General features: G+C 32.5%; 22 protein-coding genes. 6 read left to right on the forward strand and 16 right to left on the reverse strand.

Translation table 11 applies throughout. The features are described 5' to 3' along the window. From ACH2CG_RS04535 to mraZ, 4 genes are all read right to left on the reverse strand, one after another. Window positions 1-1856 (reverse strand): peptidoglycan D,D-transpeptidase FtsI family protein (locus tag ACH2CG_RS04535; RefSeq protein WP_395062643.1); only part of this gene is annotated, 1856 nt, incomplete at its 3' end. After that, window positions 1847-2194, reverse strand: a complete 348-nt coding sequence (locus ACH2CG_RS04540; RefSeq protein ID WP_395062645.1) for an FtsL-like putative cell division protein — start codon at window positions 2192-2194, stop codon at window positions 1847-1849. The genes ACH2CG_RS04540 and ACH2CG_RS04535, both read right to left, overlap by 10 nt. Before the next feature lie 62 nt (window positions 2195-2256). Beyond that, the gene (gene rsmH / locus ACH2CG_RS04545) at window positions 2257-3165 is read right to left on the reverse strand and encodes a 16S rRNA (cytosine(1402)-N(4))-methyltransferase RsmH (RefSeq protein WP_395062647.1); all 909 of its coding nucleotides are present in this window, start codon (window positions 3163-3165) and stop codon (window positions 2257-2259) included. Continuing rightward, window positions 3140-3613 carry a division/cell wall cluster transcriptional repressor MraZ gene (mraZ, locus tag ACH2CG_RS04550; protein WP_395062649.1) on the reverse strand — a complete coding sequence of 158 codons (474 nt, stop codon included), beginning with the start codon at window positions 3611-3613 and terminating at the stop codon, window positions 3140-3142. The genes rsmH and mraZ overlap by 26 nt, the downstream gene beginning before the upstream one ends. 402 nt (window positions 3614-4015) lie before the next feature. Here mraZ and ACH2CG_RS04555 point away from each other — a divergent pair, with 402 nt between their 5' ends. From ACH2CG_RS04555 to ACH2CG_RS04565, 3 genes are all read left to right on the forward strand, one after another. Further along, window positions 4016-4801, forward strand: a complete 786-nt coding sequence (locus tag ACH2CG_RS04555) for an alpha/beta fold hydrolase (RefSeq protein WP_395062651.1) — start codon at window positions 4016-4018, stop codon at window positions 4799-4801. Window positions 4802-4894: 93 nt separating this feature from the next. Further along, the gene (yihA, locus tag ACH2CG_RS04560) at window positions 4895-5515 is read left to right on the forward strand and encodes a ribosome biogenesis GTP-binding protein YihA/YsxC (RefSeq protein ID WP_395062653.1); all 621 of its coding nucleotides are present in this window, start codon (window positions 4895-4897) and stop codon (window positions 5513-5515) included. A 76-nt stretch (window positions 5516-5591) separates the two neighbouring features. Continuing rightward, window positions 5592-6143, forward strand: coding sequence for a hypothetical protein (locus ACH2CG_RS04565; RefSeq protein WP_395062655.1), 552 nt, complete (start codon window positions 5592-5594; stop codon window positions 6141-6143). Between the two features lie 31 nt (window positions 6144-6174). Here the strand turns inward: ACH2CG_RS04565 and gldC are convergent, their stop codons facing one another. Both gldC and gldB read right to left on the reverse strand, forming a co-directional pair. Then, the gene (gldC, locus tag ACH2CG_RS04570) at window positions 6175-6507 is read right to left on the reverse strand and encodes a gliding motility protein GldC (protein WP_395062657.1); all 333 of its coding nucleotides are present in this window, start codon (window positions 6505-6507) and stop codon (window positions 6175-6177) included. Next, entirely contained in the window at window positions 6507-7466 is a 960-nt protein-coding gene (gldB, locus tag ACH2CG_RS04575; protein WP_395062659.1) for a gliding motility lipoprotein GldB, read from the reverse strand. The genes gldC and gldB overlap by 1 nt, the downstream gene beginning before the upstream one ends. Window positions 7467-7754: 288 nt before the next feature. Between gldB and nadE the strand changes: the two genes are divergently transcribed. After that, entirely contained in the window at window positions 7755-8564 is an 810-nt protein-coding gene (nadE, locus tag ACH2CG_RS04580; protein ID WP_395062660.1) for an NAD(+) synthase, read from the forward strand. Between the two features lie 88 nt (window positions 8565-8652). Next, window positions 8653-9282, forward strand: a complete 630-nt coding sequence (locus ACH2CG_RS04585; protein ID WP_395062662.1) for a LuxR C-terminal-related transcriptional regulator — start codon at window positions 8653-8655, stop codon at window positions 9280-9282. A gap of 80 nt (window positions 9283-9362) precedes the next feature. On the opposite strand, the gene dnaG is transcribed toward ACH2CG_RS04585, so the two are convergent. The 6 genes from dnaG to rlmN form a co-directional block, all read right to left on the reverse strand. Continuing rightward, window positions 9363-11339 carry a DNA primase gene (gene dnaG, locus ACH2CG_RS04590; protein WP_395062664.1) on the reverse strand — a complete coding sequence of 659 codons (1977 nt, stop codon included), beginning with the start codon at window positions 11337-11339 and terminating at the stop codon, window positions 9363-9365. Between the two features lie 120 nt (window positions 11340-11459). After that, window positions 11460-12518: a hypothetical protein gene (locus ACH2CG_RS04595; RefSeq protein ID WP_395062666.1), complete on the reverse strand. Its 1059-nt coding sequence runs from the start codon at window positions 12516-12518 to the stop codon at window positions 11460-11462. A 34-nt stretch (window positions 12519-12552) separates the two neighbouring features. Beyond that, window positions 12553-13314, reverse strand: a complete 762-nt coding sequence (locus ACH2CG_RS04600) for a hypothetical protein (protein WP_395062668.1) — start codon at window positions 13312-13314, stop codon at window positions 12553-12555. Next, on the reverse strand, window positions 13301-13861 hold the full coding sequence (locus ACH2CG_RS04605; protein WP_395062670.1) for an RNA polymerase sigma factor: 561 nt from the start codon (window positions 13859-13861) through the stop codon (window positions 13301-13303). The genes ACH2CG_RS04600 and ACH2CG_RS04605 overlap by 14 nt, the downstream gene beginning before the upstream one ends. Before the next feature lie 214 nt (window positions 13862-14075). Beyond that, window positions 14076-15053, reverse strand: coding sequence for a polyprenyl synthetase family protein (locus ACH2CG_RS04610; protein WP_395062672.1), 978 nt, complete (start codon window positions 15051-15053; stop codon window positions 14076-14078). A 216-nt stretch (window positions 15054-15269) separates the two neighbouring features. After that, window positions 15270-16310, reverse strand: coding sequence for a 23S rRNA (adenine(2503)-C(2))-methyltransferase RlmN (gene rlmN / locus ACH2CG_RS04615; RefSeq protein WP_395062674.1), 1041 nt, complete (start codon window positions 16308-16310; stop codon window positions 15270-15272). A gap of 77 nt (window positions 16311-16387) precedes the next feature. Here rlmN and ACH2CG_RS04620 point away from each other — a divergent pair, with 77 nt between their 5' ends. Further along, window positions 16388-17029 (forward strand): O-methyltransferase, encoded by a 642-nt coding sequence (locus tag ACH2CG_RS04620; RefSeq protein WP_395062676.1) that lies wholly within the window; start codon window positions 16388-16390, stop codon window positions 17027-17029. Here the strand turns inward: ACH2CG_RS04620 and ACH2CG_RS04625 are convergent. From ACH2CG_RS04625 to ACH2CG_RS04640, 4 genes are all read right to left on the reverse strand, one after another. Continuing rightward, on the reverse strand, window positions 17026-17580 hold the full coding sequence (locus ACH2CG_RS04625; RefSeq protein WP_395062678.1) for a phosphatase PAP2 family protein: 555 nt from the start codon (window positions 17578-17580) through the stop codon (window positions 17026-17028). The two genes, ACH2CG_RS04620 and ACH2CG_RS04625, sit on opposite strands and share 4 nt — an antisense overlap. Continuing rightward, entirely contained in the window at window positions 17580-17936 is a 357-nt protein-coding gene (locus ACH2CG_RS04630; protein ID WP_395062680.1) for a twin-arginine translocase TatA/TatE family subunit, read from the reverse strand. Before ACH2CG_RS04630 ends, ACH2CG_RS04625 begins: the two co-directional genes overlap by 1 nt. 38 nt (window positions 17937-17974) lie before the next feature. Continuing rightward, window positions 17975-20224, reverse strand: a complete 2250-nt coding sequence (locus ACH2CG_RS04635) for a M1 family metallopeptidase (protein WP_395062682.1) — start codon at window positions 20222-20224, stop codon at window positions 17975-17977. Between the two features lie 61 nt (window positions 20225-20285). Further along, a complete protein-coding gene (locus ACH2CG_RS04640; RefSeq protein ID WP_395062684.1) occupies window positions 20286-20786 on the reverse strand; it encodes a DUF6702 family protein in 501 nt (166 codons plus the stop codon). Between the last annotated feature and the right edge of the window lie 10 nt (window positions 20787-20796).

A 20796-nucleotide genomic window follows, 5' to 3' on the forward strand; every position in this document is an offset into this window, starting at 1 on the left:
AAATTTGGAATGGTATTGTTTACATTCTGTGCTTTTGTAAAATATTCTTGGTATTTATTTTCTTGTTTTGCGATTTTTTTATCCAAGTTTTTAATCTCGTTTGTTGATGGTGCATCGGTAAAAATCTTTTGTGCAATTCGTTTAAAAACTGGTCCAGCAACATCGGCGCCATAATAATTATTCTTTGATGTATTTGGTTTGTGAACCACAACAATGCAAGAATATTTTGGATTTTCAGCTGGAAAAAAACCAACAAACGATGAAATATAATGTTTATCATTTCCGCCATTTGTTCCGTAATTTGCTTGTGCTGTTCCTGTTTTTCCTGCCATTGAAAAATCTTTAGAATAGAGTTTAGCACCTGTCCCTCTTTTTACAACATTTTGTAAAAGCGATTTCAATTTTTTTATAGTTTCATCAGAACATATCTTCGGATTGATAACTTGCTTGTCGTATTTTTTAATGGTTTTATTCCACTCTTTAATTTCTGATACAAATTGTGGTTTTACCATCTCACCGTTATTTGCAACAGCATTATACAAAGTCAAGGTTTGCAAAGGAGTCATTGTAACATTATATCCAAAAGCCATCCAAGGTAAAATATTAGGATACCAACTTTTGTCTGATGGTTGGTGCACAATAGGAATTCCTTCTCCTTGAAATGGTAATCCTAATGGTTTGTTTAAACCCAAATTATTTACTCTGTTTACAAATTGCTCAGGATTATTTTTATAATTTTCATAAACCGCCTGAACTAAAATTGTATTAGAAGAAACTTCAAAACCACGTCCTACTGAAATTTTTCCATAACCGCCATCATGAGAATCTCTAACTTTATCTCCTCTAAAAACAATTGTTCCGCCATGACTGTCATAAACTTTACTGGTGTCAATTTTATTATCGTCTAAAAGAGCAATCATATCAACCAACTTAAATGTTGAACCTGGCTCGTGAGCTTCGGCAACTGCATAATTAATTGTTTCATAATAATTACCCGATTTTTCGTCTCTTCCAAGATTTGAAATTGCTTTTACTTGACCTGTTTTGGTTTCCATAACAACAACACAACCATGTTCTGCTCCATATTCTTCTAACTGTTTTAAAAGTGCATGATGCGCAATATCTTGAATGTAAACATCAATGGTAGAAATCACATCGTAACCATCTTGAGGATCAACTTCATTGATATCTCGAATTGGTTTCCACTGTCCTTTTGCAATTTTTTGTTTTAGAATTTTTCCGTCTTTTCCATTCAAATATTTTCCAAATGCGCCTTCAATTCCTACTCTTTTTTGAAGACCATCTTGGTCTATTCTATCATAACCTATAGTTCTTTCGGCAATAATCCCAATAGGATGTTCGCGAACTGTTTTTTGTTCAATTATAATTCCGCCTCTATTGGCTCCTTTTTCAAATAATGGAAATGATTTTATTTTGAAATATTCGGTATAGCTCAAATCTTCGGCAACCAAAGTATATCGGTTTTTATTTGCTCTTGCTTTTCTAAGAAGCGCTTCGTATGCCGAGCTTGGTTTACCTAACAATTTTGACAAATTATCAGATAATGGTTTTACATTTTTTTCAAAATCAGCAGCTTTTGGAACTACAGCATCAAATCTGATGGTATAATTTGGAATTGATGTTGCCAACAAACTTCCATCTGCCGAATAAATATTTCCTTTATTTGCCGGAATCACAAAAGTTTTTACCGTTCTGTCTTTGGCTAATTTTCTATAATAGTCACCTTCAACCCACTGTATATTAGTTAGTTTTATAGTAACTGCACACGCCATCAAAAAGATGATGAACGCCATCAGATAAATTCTGTAAGAGATATGTTTATCTTCTACTGCCATAATTTTTTAAAGAAACTTTTTTCTTCTGTTTTTTTAACTTTAATTTTTTGTGGTGGAACCTGAGATGGAAAAATATTTCTAGCCTCCATTTTTTTAGAAACCGTAGATTCCATTTTAAGTTTCATCAATTCTGAACGTCGGTCTACAAATTCTGAACGCAATTCTTTTACTTCATTTGTCAAATCAGCAATTCTGAAAATTTTTTGTTCAAAACGATGTGTATTGGCAATCATAACAATAGCTAAAACCACTATAAACAAAATGAAACGCCAGTTTTTGGTAGCGTCTTCATTGACAAGAAATCTAGCTTTTAATATGTTGTAAACTCCACCTTTCATTTTCTGTTATCTGTTGTTGGTTATCAGTTATTTAGAAACTGAAAACTGCGACTGTACACTGGTTACTTTTTCTCCGCTATTCTTAATTTTGCACTTCTTGCTCTATTGTTGATTTTGATTTCATCATCAGATGGAACGATTAACTTTCCAACTAATTTAAAAGGAACAGAAAAATTTCCGAAGAAGTCTTTTTCTGGTTCACCTTCAAACATTCCGTTTTTCATGAATCTTTTCACCAATCTGTCTTCTAATGAGTGGTACGAAATAACACTCAATCTTCCTTCTGGCTTTAAAATATCTAATGATTGCTCTAGAAATTCTTTCAACACATCCATTTCTTGATTCACTTCAATTCGGACGGCTTGATAGATTTGGGCTAATATTTTATTCTTAAATTGGTCAGGCAAAAAACGTTGTAAAATAAATTTCAAATCGTCTGTTGTGTCAATAGCTTTTATTTCTCGCGCTTCAATAATTGTTCTTGAAAGCGCAGGAGCAATTTTCAATTCGCCATAATCAAGAAAAACCCTCTTCAAGTTAGCATCGTCGTATTCGTTGATTACTTTGTAGGCATCCAATTCGTTTCGTTTGCTCATTCTCATGTCTAAACCAGCATCGAAACGTGTAGAAAAACCTCTTTCTGGAACATCAAATTGATGTGATGAAACACCTAAATCGGCTAAAATTCCGTCTACTTGCTTAACTCCGTGAAATCGTAAAAAACGTTTTATATATCTAAAATTTTCTTGAATTAAAGTAAACCTTTCATCTGGCAAAGCATTTCCCCAAGCATCTTCATCTTGATCAAAACCAAACAATTTTCCATTAGCATTTAAGCGACTCAAAATTTCTTTTGAATGTCCGCCACCACCAAAAGTGACATCTACATAAACACCATCAGGCTTAATATTTAAACCATCAACTGTTTCCTTTAATAAAACCGGATTATGATATTCCATTGTCGTCGTCATTTACATTTCCCATTACATCTTCGGCCAAATCGGCAAAGTCAACAACAGAATCATCAATTGCTTTTTCGTATAAATCTTTATCCCAAATTTCAATAATATTTACCGCAGAAGACAGCACAATATCTTTAGAAATTTGAGCAAAACTTGTTAAATCTTTTGGGACAAGTAAGCGTCCTAAATTATCAATTTCAACCACTTTTACACCTGCAGTAAAACGACGAATGAAGTCGTTATTTTTCTTTACAAATCGGTTGAGTTTATTGATTTTTTGCATCATTAAATTCCATTCACTCATTGGATACAATTCCAGACAAGGCTGAAAAACAGAACGTTTCAAGACAAATCCGTCCTGAAGCGAAGCAGCAAGTTGCTTTTTGAAAGGCGCAGGCAAAAGCAACCTTCCTTTGGCGTCAACTTTACACTCGTATGTTCCGATTATTGAGTTCAACAAATTAGTTATTAAATGATTTGAGCAAAAATATAAAATATTTTACCACAATTTACCACAAAATACCACTTTGTTAATAAGTTTTACCACTTTTAGAAAAAATGATTTTGAAAGATTTACACTCTGAACTGATGATAATTAACAGAATATTAAGAATCGTTACACTATTAGAAAAAAAATTAAGAGATAGCAGATTTTATTGCGAAATATTTAATAAAAATTAAAAAACCCATCATTTCAAGATTAATCAAAATAACTAATTGAAATGTTGACAATTACAATTTTACAGATGCTTTATAAAAACTAAAACAAACCAATTTAATAACCTAAATATTTAAGTAAATACTATGATTTTATAGATAAAAACCTATATTTGTAACAATTGAAAAAAAGGTTTTTAAAATGAATAAAAACATTAAAAAAGAAGGTCGATACAGCTATTTAGAAATTGGAGAAGGAACGCCAATTGTGATTTTGCATGGACTAATGGGCGGATTAAGCAACTTTGATGGTGTTGCAGAATATTTCTCTCAAAAAGGCTACAAAATTGTCATTCCAGAATTACCAATTTATACTCAAAATATTTTAAAAACTAATGTTAAAGCTTTCGCTAAATACGTAAAAGATTTCATCACTTTTAAAGGTTACGAAAGAGTCATTTTACTAGGAAATTCTCTTGGAGGACACATTGCTTTGTATCATGCAAAAATGTATCCAGAGAAAATGCTTGGGCTTGTAATTACAGGAAGTTCTGGACTTTACGAAAGCGCAATGGGCGATAGTTACCCAAGAAGAGGCGATTATGAATATATTCAGAAAAAAGCAGAAGCTGTTTTTTATGATCCAAAAATAGCTACCAAAGAAATAGTTGATGAAGTTTATGCTATGGCAAACGACCGAATCAAACTTATAAAAACACTAACAATAGCTAAAAGTGCTATTAGACATAACATGGCGAAAGATTTGCCAAAAATGCATATTCCAACATGTATAATTTGGGGAAAAAACGATTCTGTTACGCCGCCAGAAGTAGCAATAGAATTTGAAAAATTATTGCCCAACTCTACCTTATACTGGATTGACAAATGCGGACACGCAGCAATGATGGAGCATCCTGATGAATTCAATAGATTACTTGAAGTATGGTTGAATGAAAAAAGTGAAACTTTGAAAAACCTACCCAAATAATCATGAAATCGCAATTGACAAATTTGCGTAAGCAAACACCTATGATAAAAAATCAATACCATATGTTAGCGCTGACAAATAAATTTTAAACATATGAAAATTAATACTGCCGAATTTATAATTAGTAATTCTGACGTAAGTAAATGTCCTACGGAACGTTTGCCAGAATATGCTTTTATTGGCCGTTCCAACGTTGGAAAATCATCGCTAATAAACATGATTACCAATCATAAAAATTTGGCCAAAACATCTGGAAAACCAGGAAAAACACAATTGATTAATCATTTCAAAATTAATTCTAATTGGTTTTTGGTCGATTTACCAGGATATGGTTACGCAAGAGTTTCTAAGAAAACAAAACAAGTATTTCAAGAATTTATTACCGATTATTTTGAAAGCAGACAACAACTTGTTTGTGCTTTTGTTCTAATAGACATTCGTCTTGAGGCACAAAAAATTGATTTAGAATTTTTAGAATATTTGGGCGAAAGTGAAATTCCGTTTAGCATAGTTTTTACAAAAGCAGACAAAGTAAGTAAGACCAAAATTGACTCACACATTGCTGCATACAAAAAACAACTTCATGCTAATAACTGGGAAGAAATACCTCCATACTTTATAACCTCAGCAACAGAAGGAACAGGAAAAGATGCGCTTCTAAACTATATAGAAGAAATTAATGTTGATGTTTACAAAGATTTGAATGAGTTTTAATTTTTTGTTAAAACATTAAAATTAATGAAAAAAAAAATAGATTAGCCTTTTTATTTATTAATTTTATTTCACTTTTATGAAAAAAACTCTATTTTTATGTTTAATTTTATCGTTAACACAAGTTGGATTTTCTCAAGAAAAAAAAACTAGTAGCGTTGAAAAATCAATTTTTGGAATTCAAATTGGCACATTAGGCGTTTGGGCTCACAATGAATTTAAGCTTGCCAATGAATTTAGTTTAAGATCTGAACTTGGAGTAAATTTCGGATTAATTGGCGGAGAAATTCATAATGGAACAACATTAATATCTGCACCATCATTTTCATTAGAGCCAAGATGGTATTATAATCTATCTGAAAGAGCTTCGAAAAACAAAAACATCTCTAAAAATAGCGCTGATTTTTTAACGTTAGGAATTCATTATTTTCCTGGCGTGAACAGCACAAAATTTAATGTCATTTCTCAAATATCATTTATTCCGAAATGGGGAATAAAGAGAACTCTTGGAGATCATTTTACTTATGAAGCCGGAATTGGTTTGGGTTATGTTAAATATTTAGATAAAAACTACAGCTCCAATAAAAACTTAATTGGAGATTTACACCTTCGATTAGGATATACATTTTAACCAAAAAAGGTTCTCAGAGAGAACCTTTTTTTTATGCTTTTAATTCCAATTTTTCTGCAAAATAATCACAGAAGTCTTTCATTGTCGCGGTCATTGTTTCATCTTGTGTTGCACGTTCAAAAGTGTCTGCCATGGCAACTAGCGTTTGGTGAAAGAAAATTTTCATTTCGTCTACCGGCATGTCTTTAGTCCATAAATCTATACGCAAGGTTTCTTTGGTATTGCTGTCCCAAATGGACAATAACATGGCTTTGGCTTCTTCTAGTTGCACGCCACCATCTTGTGCTGTCCAAGTTAATTTTTCGGGAACTCTATTTTCGTCTAATTCTACTAAGAATTTTATTTCTGAAGTTATTGTGCTCATTATTTTTTAGGTTTGTATTTAGATTTTTCAAAAATTTGTTTTGCATCCATTTTTATTAATTCTTGAACGGTAACTTGTGGGTTGTTTTCCATAAAGGCACGTACAATTTGCCATCCTATCCATTGTCCTACTCTTCCTGGCGATTCGTTGTCTATTTCCAAATAGAATTTAGAAAACGGTGCTTGGTTTATAAATCGGTTGGGCAATTTAGCATCGGAGTTGAATAATAATTTATCATTAATAAAATATTCCCACATGTAGGCTTCGTTTTCATTGCACCATTTTATTTGTTCTTCTTTATAACCAATGCGATTTGCATCTGAATAATTGGGCAAAAGTATATCTTTTAGATAAAGTTCTTTACCTGAGTAAATCATTAGTGATAGTAAGTCTTTATCTGTTGGAGCAGGCAATACGCCAGATGCAAAACTAGAAACTACATCGGGCAGAATTTGGTTTTGCTCAAAATTTTGTCTCAAATAGACTGGAAAATCTGAATAGAATTTATGTTCATTACCCAAGTATAATTCTAGTGCAATTATCAATTTGTCTTTGGCATATATTGTTTTATACTGGTCGTTCATGTCGCCAATTGCAGTATAAATTTGTGGTGTAATGACTGTTGGAAAATAATACTTTATGTGTTTAAAGAGGTCTTCAATTTCTTGTTGCTGGGAACTAAAGTTTTTATATTTTTTTTCTACTTCGGTGTACAACTCTCTCCATTGTGTGTTTTTTATTTTGTTTGTCCATACCGTATCTGGAATTCCTGGAGGAAAAAAATCGGGATATTGAGCTTTAACAGATGTTAAATCGTTTGGGTTGGCCTCAAAGAAAGCTTGTTCAAAGCGGTGTAACTTCATTGAGACAGGAATTTCTTCTACTGCTTTTTCTACTTTGGTTTTTTTATCGCAGGAGTAAAAAATGACAATAAGAATAAATATGAGGTATTTTTTCATTTTAGATTATGTGTTTGTTGCTTTTTTATTTTTTTTTATGGTTTATAATTTTATTTAAGTAACTAATTGTTTAATTTTACTTGAACTAGCCGTGATAGTAGCGAAAATCCTTTTATAATTATGGCTTAGAATATCTTGATAAAAAAGAGCGACTGCAGGAAGCTCCTTTTTTATCTTAGATAGTCAAGGCATAATTGTAAAAGATTGAAGCGAATAGCAGGAAATGGCTTTAAAAAATTTATTATTTTTGCAAATATACATTACGGATTTTTAAAATTTCTAAATAAAATGTCAAAAACTAGCACAATTGAGGTTGAAAAAGTAAATGAGCATATTGTAAATTGGTTGAGAACGTATGCTGATAACGCAAAAGTGAATGGATTTGTTGTGGGAATTTCTGGTGGAGTTGACTCTGCGGTGACTTCTACACTATGTGCACAGACTGGATTTCCTACGTTGTGTGTTGAAATGCCAATTCATCAGGCTGAGAATCAAGTAAGTCGTGGTCGCGAACATATTGATCAATTGAAAAAGAGGTTTGCTAATGTGAGTAGTGTAGCATCTAATTTAACTGAAGTATACGAGGTTTTTAAAACAGAGATGCCGCATGCAACAGATGCGACAAAGTACCATTTATCGTTGGCTAATACAAGAGCTAGATTGAGGATGACTACTTTATATTTTCATGCTGGTATTCATGGTTATTTGGTAACTGGAACTGGAAATAAGGTAGAGGATTTTGGCGTTGGTTTTTATACAAAATATGGCGATGGCGGTGTAGATTTGAGTCCGATTGCCGACTTGATGAAGAGTGATGTTTATGCGCTTGGAGCGTTTTTAAAAATTCCAGAATCTATACAAAAAGCTGCGCCAACAGACGGATTGTTTGGTGATAATAGAACAGACGAAGATCAACTTGGTGCAAGTTATGACGAGCTAGAGTGGGCAATGCTAGCAGTGGAAAAAGGAAGTGACAAAAATGCTTTTTCTGTAAGGGAAAAAGTTGTTTATGAAATCTATAAACGATTAAATTTCGTAAATAAACATAAGATGAATGCAATACCAGTATGTGAGATTCCAGACGCCTTTAGAATATAAAATGGAGTTGACTTACAATTAATTGCATTTTTTTGCTTAACTTTACATTTATTTTATCAAAATAAGTGTTTCCAAAAAAATTAAAATTATGATAAATGTTTGTCTTGCCGATAATTATCCCGTGGTTCATTATGGCGTAAAATCATATTTTAAAGACCATCCAGAAATTAGTGTCGTATCTAATGTGGGTAGTTTTTATATGGTTCCTGATGCGCTTAGAAATAAGGAAATTAATGTTTTAATTATTGATCTTGAATTGGATGGATTGAAAAGTATCTATGAATTGAAGGCAATAATTAAAAGTTTTCCCAACACTAAAGTTTTAGTTTTTACAAGCTTGAACGAACAAATATATGCACCTAATGCTATAAAAGCTGGCGTTTCTGGTTTTGTTCATAAATCATCTAAACTTGAAACTCTTGGAACTACAATAATTCGTGTTCATCAAGGAATAATAATGATGAGCGATGCTATAAAGAAAAATTTAGCGCTTATTGCTAAACAAAATAAAAGCGAACGACTGTATAGAAAATTGTCTAACAGAGAAATTGAAGTTTTGCGTTACTTGTGTGACGGAAAGAAAAATAACGAAATTTCGAAAGTTCTAGAATTGAATGAAAAAACAATTTCGACTTACAAATTAAGACTTTTGCAGAAACTGAATGTTACTAATTTAGTAGATTTAGTGAATAAAGCTAAGACTTTGGATATTGTGTAAAGAAATTCGAATTTTTTAAATTCCAAATTCCAATTGATTATAGATTGGAATTTGGAATTTTTTGCTTTTTTTATATTTATCTAGTTATGTCTAGAAATAACTCTACCCAGTTTTTTAGAAAACATATTGGTCAATCCTAGATAATCTACAACCATAGATAGCGTTTCTGAATTATCAATTTCTGATTGTTGTGTTATTGAAGATTTCAATTCGTCTATTATTTTATTTACTAAAAACCAACGTAGCGTTAAGATGGTTTCGGAAACATATTGACTTATAGTTTTATCTTTAGACTTTACAAAAATATTTTTTGCCTCCCAATCGTGAAGTACGTCGCGCTCATCGTTCATAACAATTGAGGTTACTTCTTGCGATAATTCTGGAGCAAGTTGGGTTAAGTATTTTTCTAGTTCAAAGGTTTCATTGTGATTAAAATAGGCAATCAAATCATTATAAATATCTTTAAACAAAGGATTTGCTAATTCCGTTTCGTCTTCTTGCAAACTCAAGAAAATGCGTTGATGAACTTTATATTTATTCATTTCTGTAACCTCAACCATTTCGCCAGCTTCATTTGCTTTAAGTAAAACATCTTCAAAATCGTCTTCTACGTTTCCGTAAATTAGTAAAATTTCGATGATTTTATGTTCAAGTTCATATTGAATATCGACATTGGCAGTAATAATTGGATTTTCATTTTTATGAACTTCAAATGCCGTTTGTTCTTCTTTGCGTTTTTTTCCTAAATCGCTAACGTCCTTTTTAACAAGTTGTGCCAAGGTGTTAAAAAGTACATCTTCGGAAATATCCATAATTCTAGACGTTTCTTTGATATAAACTTCGCGTTTAATTCTGTCTGGAATTTTAGAAATACTGGCAACCATATCACGAATCAAATCGGCTTTTTTGATAGGATCATTCTTGGCATCTTTCATTAAAAGTGATGCTTTGAATTGGATAAAATCCATAGCATTTTCTTCAAAATATTGGATTAAATCTTGCAAAGGCGTTTTCTTGGCAAAACTATCTGGATCTTCACCATCAGGAAATGTGCAAACTTTTACGTTCATTCCTTCTTCAAGAATCAAATCGATTCCTCTAATGGAAGCGCGCAAACCTGCAGCATCACCATCAAAAAGTACGGTAACATTTTTTGTCAGACGATTTATCAAACGAATTTGATCTGGTGTTAAAGCTGTTCCAGACGAAGAAACCACATTTTCAATTCCGGCTTGATGCATTTGAATAACATCGGTGTAACCTTCAACCAAATAACAATTATCTTGTTTGGCAATGGCTTGTTTGGCATGAAAAATTCCGTACAAAACTTTACTTTTATGGTACAAATCACTTTCTGGCGAATTGAGGTATTTGGCTGCCTTTTTATCGTTAGTTAAAATTCGTCCTCCAAATCCTAAAACGCGTCCACTCATGGACTGAATTGGAAACATTACACGACCTTTAAAGCGGTCAAATTGCTTGTCTTCTCCAACAATTGTCAATCCTGTTTTTTCTAGAAATTCTAATTTATACCCTTTTCCGAGTGCTTCTTTGGTCAAAGCATCCCATGTTGCAGGTGAATATCCTAAACTAAATTTCTTGATAGTTTCGTTAGTGAATCCGCGTTCTTTGAAGTAAGAAAGTGCGATCGCTTTTCCTTCTTCAGAATTTAACAAAATATCTTGAAAATATTTGGATGCAAATTCAGAAACCAAAAACAAACTTTCACGTTCGTTAGCAACTACTTTATCTTCATCAGAAAGCTCAGTTTCTTCAATTTCGATGTTGTATTTTTTGGCTAAATACCGAATGGCTTCTGGATAGGTAAACTGCGAATGCTCCATGATGAACGCAATAGCATTTCCTCCTTTTCCTGAGCTAAAATCTTTCCAAATACCTTTGGCAGGCGAAACCATGAACGAAGGAGAACGCTCATCTGAAAACGGACTCAGTCCTTTAAAATTACTACCGGCGCGTTTTAACAATACAAAATCGCCAATAACTTCTTCTACTCGAGCCGCTTCGTAAACTTTATCTATGGTTTCTTTGGTAATCAAAATTTTAGTTTAAAATTGTTTAAAGTTTAAGGGTTTAAAGTTACCAATTTTTAAATAAAAAAACCTACAAGGTTCTAGAAAAACCTTGCAGGTAGAAATATAACTAACCTAAACAAATTTTTAATTGAAATCGAATCGAACTCCTAATGAAATGTTGTTTTGCTTCACTGCGTTGTTCTCAAACATTGGATTCAAATCATACTTTACATACAAACTTGTTTCTTTGTATCCAAGATAGGCACTTACTCCATAAACAAAGTTATTTACATTGAAATCTCCTTTTTCTTTAACTGTAATATCGTTTCCGTCTACATCTTCAAATTTTTGAAATTGTTTCGATTTGATTCTAAGTCCGGCATAACCACCAAGTCCTAAACGAACACTTTGGTGGGATTGAAAAAATGCTTTTCCGTCTTTAGATTTGTTTTTAGAAAAGTCAAACTCTAAATGCAATGGCGCAACTAAATACACATTTCTAAAACGAGAATCGTCTAAATCAATTCCGTTTACTTGAAGATTGGTTTGGTCGCCACTTTTAACAAAAACTCTATTATCTGTTGGACGAAGGTTGTTGTACATCACAGAATATCCATATTTTAAATGCAATAAATTATTGTTTTTAAGCAACCTAGTATTGTAGGTGTTTCCCCATTCGTAAAAATGTGAACCCCAATATCTAAAATCAGAACCTGCAACTTTTCCGTCTGTAACTAAATTGTTTACACCTGCGGCAAACACAAATTGTGAAGTTGTTCTTTTTTCAGATTTTTTGATGGTGTCTGTTCTATAAACAGAAAAAGATCCGAAATTTTTTTTCTTAGAATATTCTGCCAATTTTCCATCAACTTTTGCCTGTACTAAATCTTTCAATTCTTCTTGAGCTACCGCAATTCTGTTCTCAATAATTGTTGCTCTAGCTTCAGCTAATTGTTTCTTTTTAAAATCAGCTTGCTCTTTAGTAATTGTTCCTTTTTCTAACTGAACGTTTACTTCTTCAACTTCAATTTTTAATGTAGCTTTTTCTTCGGCAGTAATTTTTTCTATTTTGTCTCCAATAACTCTGGCTTTGGCTTCAAAAGTTTGCATTTCTCTTTCTTCTTTTTTGCCCTGGTCTTGTGCTACCAATTTGCTTGCAAAAAAGCATAGTGATAGTGCTAAGTAAATTGTAAAATTTCTCATAATGATTGATTTTTAAATGATTAATTGATGATTTTTATTCTTGATTTCTGTTGGCTAGTGCCACTTTTACTTCTTGGTAATTTTTACTAACTCTGTTTATTACTTTTTCTCTAAATGTTTGGTCTAATTCTCCGTCGACTTGAGACAAAAGACTGTTGGCGTTTACTTTTACTTTAGGTTTTAGTGTTGATTTTGGTGTTTTTTCAACTGATGCTAATAAATCGTCAACGTTTACTGTACTTGGCTTTGAAACAATTTCTTTTTTAGATTCAAGAACTGGAAGTTCTTTTTGAGCGACAACTTCATTGTTTTGAAATTGAATTTCTTTGTTTTGATTGATGATCGGATTTACTGTTGTTTTTTGATTGTTTTGATTGAAACTCTTTGATGATTGTGTGATAATTGTTTTATTTTCTTCTTTTTGTTGATTAGCTCGTTGTTTTACTTGCTCATCAAATCCTTCTAAACCGTTATTGTCAATGCCTGAATTTCCGTTAATAGAGTTTGTGTTCTGTTTCAAATTATTTTGTTTTACTTCTTCGTTTACTACCACATTCTCTTCTGGTTTAACAACGATTTCTTTTTGATTGAAGAAAAACAAACCAAGCGACACCAATACCAAAACGCTGGCAGCAATTCCAATAAATCGAGACGAAAGAAAAGGTGAACGTGCTGTTTTTTTTTCTTCGGCTACAGATAACATTGCGTCTAATCTATCCCAAGATATTTCGGTTGGTTTGATTTCGCGAGCGTTCAATTGCTCTTTTATTTGGGTTTCTAATTTATTCAGTGCCATTTTCGTAATTTTTTAAGGTATTAATTTGTTCCTGCAACATTTTTCTAGCATGCGATAATTGCGATTTTGATGTTCCTTCATTAATATTTAATAAAGTTGCAATTTCTTGATGCTTGAATCCTTCTATACAATATAAATTGAAAACCATTTTATATCCATCGGGCAAACTATCTATTAAAGATTGAATATCATCAACAGAAAACTGACTTTCTATATTATTGAAACTTTCCTCGAAATAATTTTCGTCTTCAATGAACTTTACTTTCTTCTGAACTCTTATAAAAGAAATACATTCGTTAATCATTATTCGTCTAATCCAACCTTCAAAACTTCCTTCGTGTTTGAAATTTTTTAAATTGGTAAAGACTTTCATAAAAGCAGTTATCATGACATCTTCTGCTTGATGCAAATCTTTTATATATTGTCTGCAAACACTTAACATTTTTGGAGAAAACTTAGAATAAATCTGATGTTGAGCATGACGATTATTCTCGACAGCCAGTTCGATTAATTCTTTTTCTTCTTGATGTAAGTTGATTACTTTCATTTTTTGATTTAGGAATTAGGATTTTATTATTTAGGATTTACCTAACAAACTAATTCAGACTTCTATTAGCATAGACGATTGTATTTGTAAAATGGTTGCATGATTAATTAGATAATTTTTCAATTAGATAATCAGATAATTATAAAACCCACAATATCAAATATTTAAGCATGGCAAATAATTACACTAATTATCTAATTATCTAATTATCTAATTACTTCTTCCTTTCAATAACATAGTTAACCATTAAGATCAAACTGTCTTTATAAATAGAATTTGGGAAATTTTGAATCAAAGCGAGTGCTTCTTGTTGGAATTGCGCCATTTTTTGTTCGGCATAGTCCAATCCGTTTTTGTCTTTTACAAATTGGATTACTTCTTTAACACGTTTTTTGTCTTTGTTGTGATTTTTAATCGAATTGATGCACCAACTTTTTTCTTTAGAAGTACAATTGTTTAAAGCATAGATTAATGGCAAGGTCATTTTTTGTTCTTTGATGTCAATTCCGGTTGGTTTTCCGATGGCTTCATCGGTGTAATCGAATAAGTCATCTTTTATTTGAAAAGCCATTCCTATAAGTTCGCCAAACTTACGCATGGTTTCTACTTGAACTTCATCATCTGAAACCGATTTTGCGCCAAGTGCACAACAAGCAGCAATAAGTGTAGCTGTTTTTTGTCGGATGATTTCGTAATAAATATCTTCTGTAATGTCTAATCTTCTTGCTTTTTCTATTTGAAGTAATTCGCCTTCACTCATTTCGCGCACAGCAACAGATATAATTCTAAGTAAATCAAAATCGCCATGATCTATCGAAAGCAACAATCCTTTTGAAAGTAAATAATCGCCAACTAAAACGGCTATTTTATTTTTCCAGAGCGCATTGATAGAGAAAAATCCTCTTCTGCGATTACTATCATCCACTACATCATCGTGAACCAAAGTTGCGGTGTGAATTAACTCAATTACACAAGCGCCACGATAGGTTCGTTCATCGACCGTTCCGCCAGAAATCATTTTGGCTGTTAAAAAAACAAACATTGGTCGCATTTGTTTTCCTTTTCGGTTTACTATGTAATAGGTGATTCTGTTTAACAACGCTACTTTGGAAGACATTGACTCGTAGAACTTTTTTTCGAAAAGTTCCATTTCATCCTGAATGGGTTGTTTTATTTGCGAAGTGATGTTCATTATTGAATACAAAAATAACGCTTTTTGTTTTAAGAAAAAAAGTTGTTGTTATAATCTTAACTTTATTCAATACAAAATCTAATTAGCACTGATTGAAATGGAAATCCTTTTCTAACTCCGACAGAGTTGTGAACTCTGTCGGAGTTAGAAAAGATTGGAATGTAAAGCAGGAAAAAGGATTGCAAAAAATGCCCAAGCGATTCGCTTCTAGAAAAGCTATGCTTCTTTATTGGCCAATTGACCGCAAGCTGCATCAATATCTTTTCCGCGACTTCTTCTAACTTTTACAACAATACCAGCTTTTTCAAGTTCTTTGATGTATAAGTTTACCGATTCTTCTGATGCTTGTTGAAATTCGCCATCATCAATTGGGTTGTATTCAATTAAATTTACTTTACACGGAACGTATTTACAGAATTTGACTAGTGCATCGACCGCTTCTTTATTGTCGTTGATTCCTTTCCAAACGACATATTCGTAAGAAACTTTACTTTTGGTTTTTCGGTACCAATATTCTAAAGATTCACGCAAATCTTTAAGTGGAAAATTAGAACTAAAAGGCATAATTCTAGCGCGAACCTCATCAATTGCTGAATGTAAAGAAACCGCCAATTTGAATTTCACATCATCATCGGCCATTTTTTTAATCATTTTCGGAATTCCAGATGTCGATACCATAATACGTTTTGGCGACATTCCTAATCCTTCCTCGGAAGTAATCATGTCAATTGCCTTGATGACATTGTTATAGTTCATTAACGGCTCGCCCATTCCCATAAAAACAATATTAGAAAGTGGACGATTGTGGTATAATTTACTTTCGTTATCTATAGCAAGAACTTGGTCGTAGATTTCGCCAGGTTCAAGATTTCGCATTCTTTTTAATCGTGCTGTGGCGCAAAAATTACAATCTAAACTGCAACCAACTTGCGATGAAACACAAGCTGTAGTCCTTGTATTTGTTGGAATTAAAACACTTTCTACCACCAAACCGTCATGAAGTCTAACAGCATTTTTTACCGTTCCGTCTTCGCTTCGTTGCATGGTATCAACTTTGATGTGATTAATAACAAAATTGGCTTCAAGCATGGCACGAGTTTCCTTAGAAACATTAGTCATGTCTTCAAATGAATGTGCGCCTTTGCTCCACAACCATTCATAAACTTGATTGCCACGAAATGCTTTATCGCCATTGGCAACAAAAAAATCTCGAAGTTGTTCTTTGGATATAGCGCGAATGTCTTTTTTATCAATCATTGTGCAAAGGTAAAACAATTTGTTGATTTGGTAATTTGTGTTTGGTAATTTGTAATTTTGCAATAAAATAAAACATCATGCATTTCATATCTGAAGAATTAGAAAATTACGTAGAACAACATTCACAAAACGAACCCGAATTGTTGGTGAAATTATTTAAAGAAACCCATCAAAAAGTTTTGCAACCAAGAATGTTGAGTGGTCATTTTCAAGGACGCGTTTTGAGTATGTTATCTAAAATTATTTATCCGAAAAACATCCTTGAAATTGGAACTTATACTGGTTATGCAGCATTATGTTTAGCCGAAGGAATGCAAAAAGAGGGAACTTTAGACACGATTGATGTAAAAGAAGAATTGGTTTCTATACAACAAAAATATTTTGATTTATCGTCTTGGAAAGGTCAAATAACTGCGCATTTGGGTGATGCTTTAGAAATTATTCCAACTTTAAATAAAAAATACGATTTGGTTTTTATTGATGCTGACAAGGAAAATTACATCAATTATTTTAATATGATTGTTCCTATGATGAATAAAGGCGGCATAATTCTATCGGACAATGTACTTTGGAGTGGGAAAGTTTTGGAAGAACTAAACCCTAAAGACATGAGCACGAAAATATTATTGGAATACAATCAAATAGTTAACAATGACCCGAGAGTTGAAACCGTTTTACTTCCAATTCGTGATGGCTTGACCGTTTCGAGAGTTATTTAATCTTTTATAAAATACTTTTGATAGACTTTGTAAAACAGCGATCCGTAAAGTGCTCCAAAGGCATATCCTGTTAAAATATCTATTGGGAAATGCAATCCTAGATAAATTCTACTGTAGGCAAATATTAAAGGAAATAGAAACAACAAGACTACATATTTGTAATATTTTCTAATTATTAAAAATATAAATACGGTAGTCGCCATAGAATTTGTAGCGTGTCCCGAATAAAAACTAAAGGAATCACTACCTTTTACAACTCTAATAATATCTTTTATTTGTGGATCATTGCATGGACGTAAGCGCTGAAAATGATTTTTAAACAGATTGGCAGATTGGTCACACAAAAGTATGAGAAGTGCAATGAATCCTATAGCAATAAAAAAGTTTTTCCAACCAATTTTCTTAATTACTAAATAAAAAATCAACAAAAAAAGAGGTGTCCAATAAGCTTGTTTTGTAATAATTAGCCAAAGTCCATCAAAAGTTGGCGAACCTAATCCGTTTAAGAAAACAAGCAATTGTTTATCAAGTGCAATGATTTTATCGAGCATTACATTTGACGTTTTATTGGTCCGGTAATGTTTTCGAAATCTTCTTTTATTTTAGTGACACTTGCCGAGGCATCATTTAAAACATTTGTCCCTAAATCTGGAACATTAGCTGTAACACTTTCTTTTACTTTATCTACTTCCGCTGTAAAAGTATTTGTTATTTGATTCATTGAAATATCCAATCCGTTAGCATCTACACCTTTTTGGATTTCACTTTTTATTTCATTTGTAGCATGTTTTAGATTGGCCATAACTTTACCAAAAGTTCGAGCCGCTTCTGGAAGTTTATCGGTTCCAAAAAGCATTAATGCTATAAAAATGATGAAAATTAATTCGCCTCCTCCTATTCCAAACATGATTTTTTTATTTATTGAATTGCAAAGTTACGAAGTTCTTAATCAAATTTTGATTTTACTTCTTCTTTTGGCCAAGTGTTATTAGTTACATCAATATCGGCTGTTTCCAATTTTGGGTCGATTTGAATTTTAGTAATCGCTTTTTGAGTTGCAAATGTTCTGCTTACCTCTTTATCATTCATTCTCCATATCTGAGCTGGAAATTTTTGAATTTCTGTAGTACCATCTTCATAAGTTAATTCTACAATAATTGGCATAACCAATCCACCAGGTTTGTCAAAAGTAACTTGATAAAAATACTTAGGTTCGTTTAGTTTTGCTTTTTCATCGGCAGAGAAATGTTCGTTTACATAATCATCTAATGCTTTATAATCTGAAATTTTGAATGGTTTATTCATTTCTGTTTTATAATCTTCACTTCCGTCAGCAATCATGTAAACCATTGGACCAGGATTAGAATCGCGACGACGTCTAGTTTTCATAAACTCTGTAACTTCTTTAGAAGGTTCATTGCTTACAAAATATTTTTTCACTTCTTTAATTCCTATATCATTGGCATCGGTAGAATAAAACCAACCTCTCCAAAACCAATCTAAATCGACAGCCGATGCATCTTCCATTGTTCTAAAGAAATCTTCTGGAGTTGGATGTTTAAACTTCCATCTATTAGCATATGTTTTAAATGCATAATCAAACAATTCGTGTCCCATAATAGTTTCACGAAGAATATTTAATGCTGTTGCTGGTTTTCCGTAGGCATTATTACCGAACTGGCGAATGCTTTCAGAATTGGTCATAATTGGTTCCAATCCTTTTTGATCGCCACTCATGTAAGGTACAATATTTTTAGCTGGACCACGACGCAATGGGAATTTTGGATCAAAAGTAGATTCGGCGAGAAACTCCATAAATGAATTTAAACCTTCGTCCATCCAGGTCCATTGGCGCTCATCAGAATTTACAATCATTGGAAAGAAATTGTGTCCAACTTCATGACAAATAACGCCCAACATTCCGTATTTTGTTTGGTCTGTATATTTTCCGTCTGCATCTGGGCGACCATAATTCCAACAAATCATTGGATATTCCATACCTTGATCTCTTGCATTTATAGAAATTGCTTTTGGATAAGGATAATCAAATGTGTAGCTTGAATAACTTTTTAAAGTATGTGCAATTATTCTAGTAGAATATTGTTCCCAAAGCGGATTTCCTTCTTTAGGATATAATGAAATTGCCATAGAAACTGTCTTTCCTGTTCTAACAGCCGTCGCATCATAAATAAATTTTCTTGAAGTTGAAATTCCAAAATCACGAACATTTTCTGCTTTAAATTTCCATGTTTTTTTCTTGTCAGAAAATCCTTTTTCGGATGCTTCGGCTTCGGCTTGTGTTACTACAATTACTGGATTATCAAACGATTTTTCTGCTTGCGCATATCTAGCAAGTTGTGCAGGAGTAAAAACTTCAGCTCTGTTTAATAATGTTCCAGTAGCTTCTAGAATATGATCGGCTGGAACTGTAATATTAACTTCAAAATTTCCGAAAGGCAAAGCAAATTCTCCTGAACCCCAAAATTGCATGTTTTGCCAACCTTCAACATCGTTGTAAACTGCCATTCTTGGATAAAACTGCGCTAAAATATAAAGATTATTTCCGTCTTTATCAAAATGTTCGTAGCCTGAACGACCGCCATCTAATGTATAATTATTTATCAAGTAATTCCATTTTATAGAAAACGAAATTTTCTCGCCATGCTTTAAGACTTTAGGCAACTCAATACGCATCATCGTTTGATTGACTGTATATTGCATGGGTTTTCCCAAAGCATCTTTTACATAATCTATATTAAATCCGCCATCAAAATCGGCTTCAAGATATTTTCTAGAAAATCCTTGAACACCCATTGCCGGATCGGTTTTATTACTTTCTACCAAAGGCGAAAGTGATTTGCGAGATTGCTGGTTTTGATCCAATTGCACCCAAAGATAATCTAGTGATTCTTTGGCATTATTGGTATATGTAATGGTTTCTTGACCGTATAATTTTGTGTTTTTATCGTCGAGTTCAATATCTATTTTATAATCGGCTTGTTGCTGATAATATTCTGGTCCAGGTGCGCCAGAAGCGGTACGATACATATTGGGCGTTGCCAACAAATCGTACATTTGTTTAAACTTATCAGGGTTTTTCTCACTTTGAACTGCTGGTTTTGGGGTTTCTTGTGCTAAAACTCCAAGTGTAAAAAATAAAAAACCGAATTTTAAAATAGACGAATTGCTCTTCATACCTAATTTTTTTTAAGGATATAAAAGTAATTGTTTTTTAAGTAAGATTATGGGATTGAAATTATTTTAACATTCCTTTAAAGTTTTCTGACGTAAGAAGTAAACTTTGTTTTTCTCCAGTAATATTTGCTTGAATAATATTTTGTTGCTCGTCATTCAATTCTGTCAAAGCGCTATTTTCTATTTCAAGTTTGTTTATTTTAGAAACATCTGCAATTTTGAAATAACAAACCAACACATTTGTATCTACTTCTTTACTGAGAAAACTCATTGGCCTGACAGTTCCGTTGACTTTTAAAATAAATTTTTCAGACAAGTATTTTTTCATTGCAACTTCATCATCTGCTGTTTCTCTATCGGTTCCGATAAAGTATTTTTTGTGGTACTTTTTTTCTAAAGCAACGTTCAAATCATCAATAAAAATGCGAGAGGTGATTTGAATCATTTTTTTTTGATGCGCATAATTTATCTGATAAATTGACATATAAAATTTGTGTACTGCCATAGAAGACAGACTAACTAAAAGAACTATGAGCAGTGTATTTCGGACAATTTTTGGCATTTTCAAAAGT

The sequence above is a fragment of the Flavobacterium sp. genome (assembly GCF_043778725.1).
Classification (GTDB): domain Bacteria; phylum Bacteroidota; class Bacteroidia; order Flavobacteriales; family Flavobacteriaceae; genus Flavobacterium.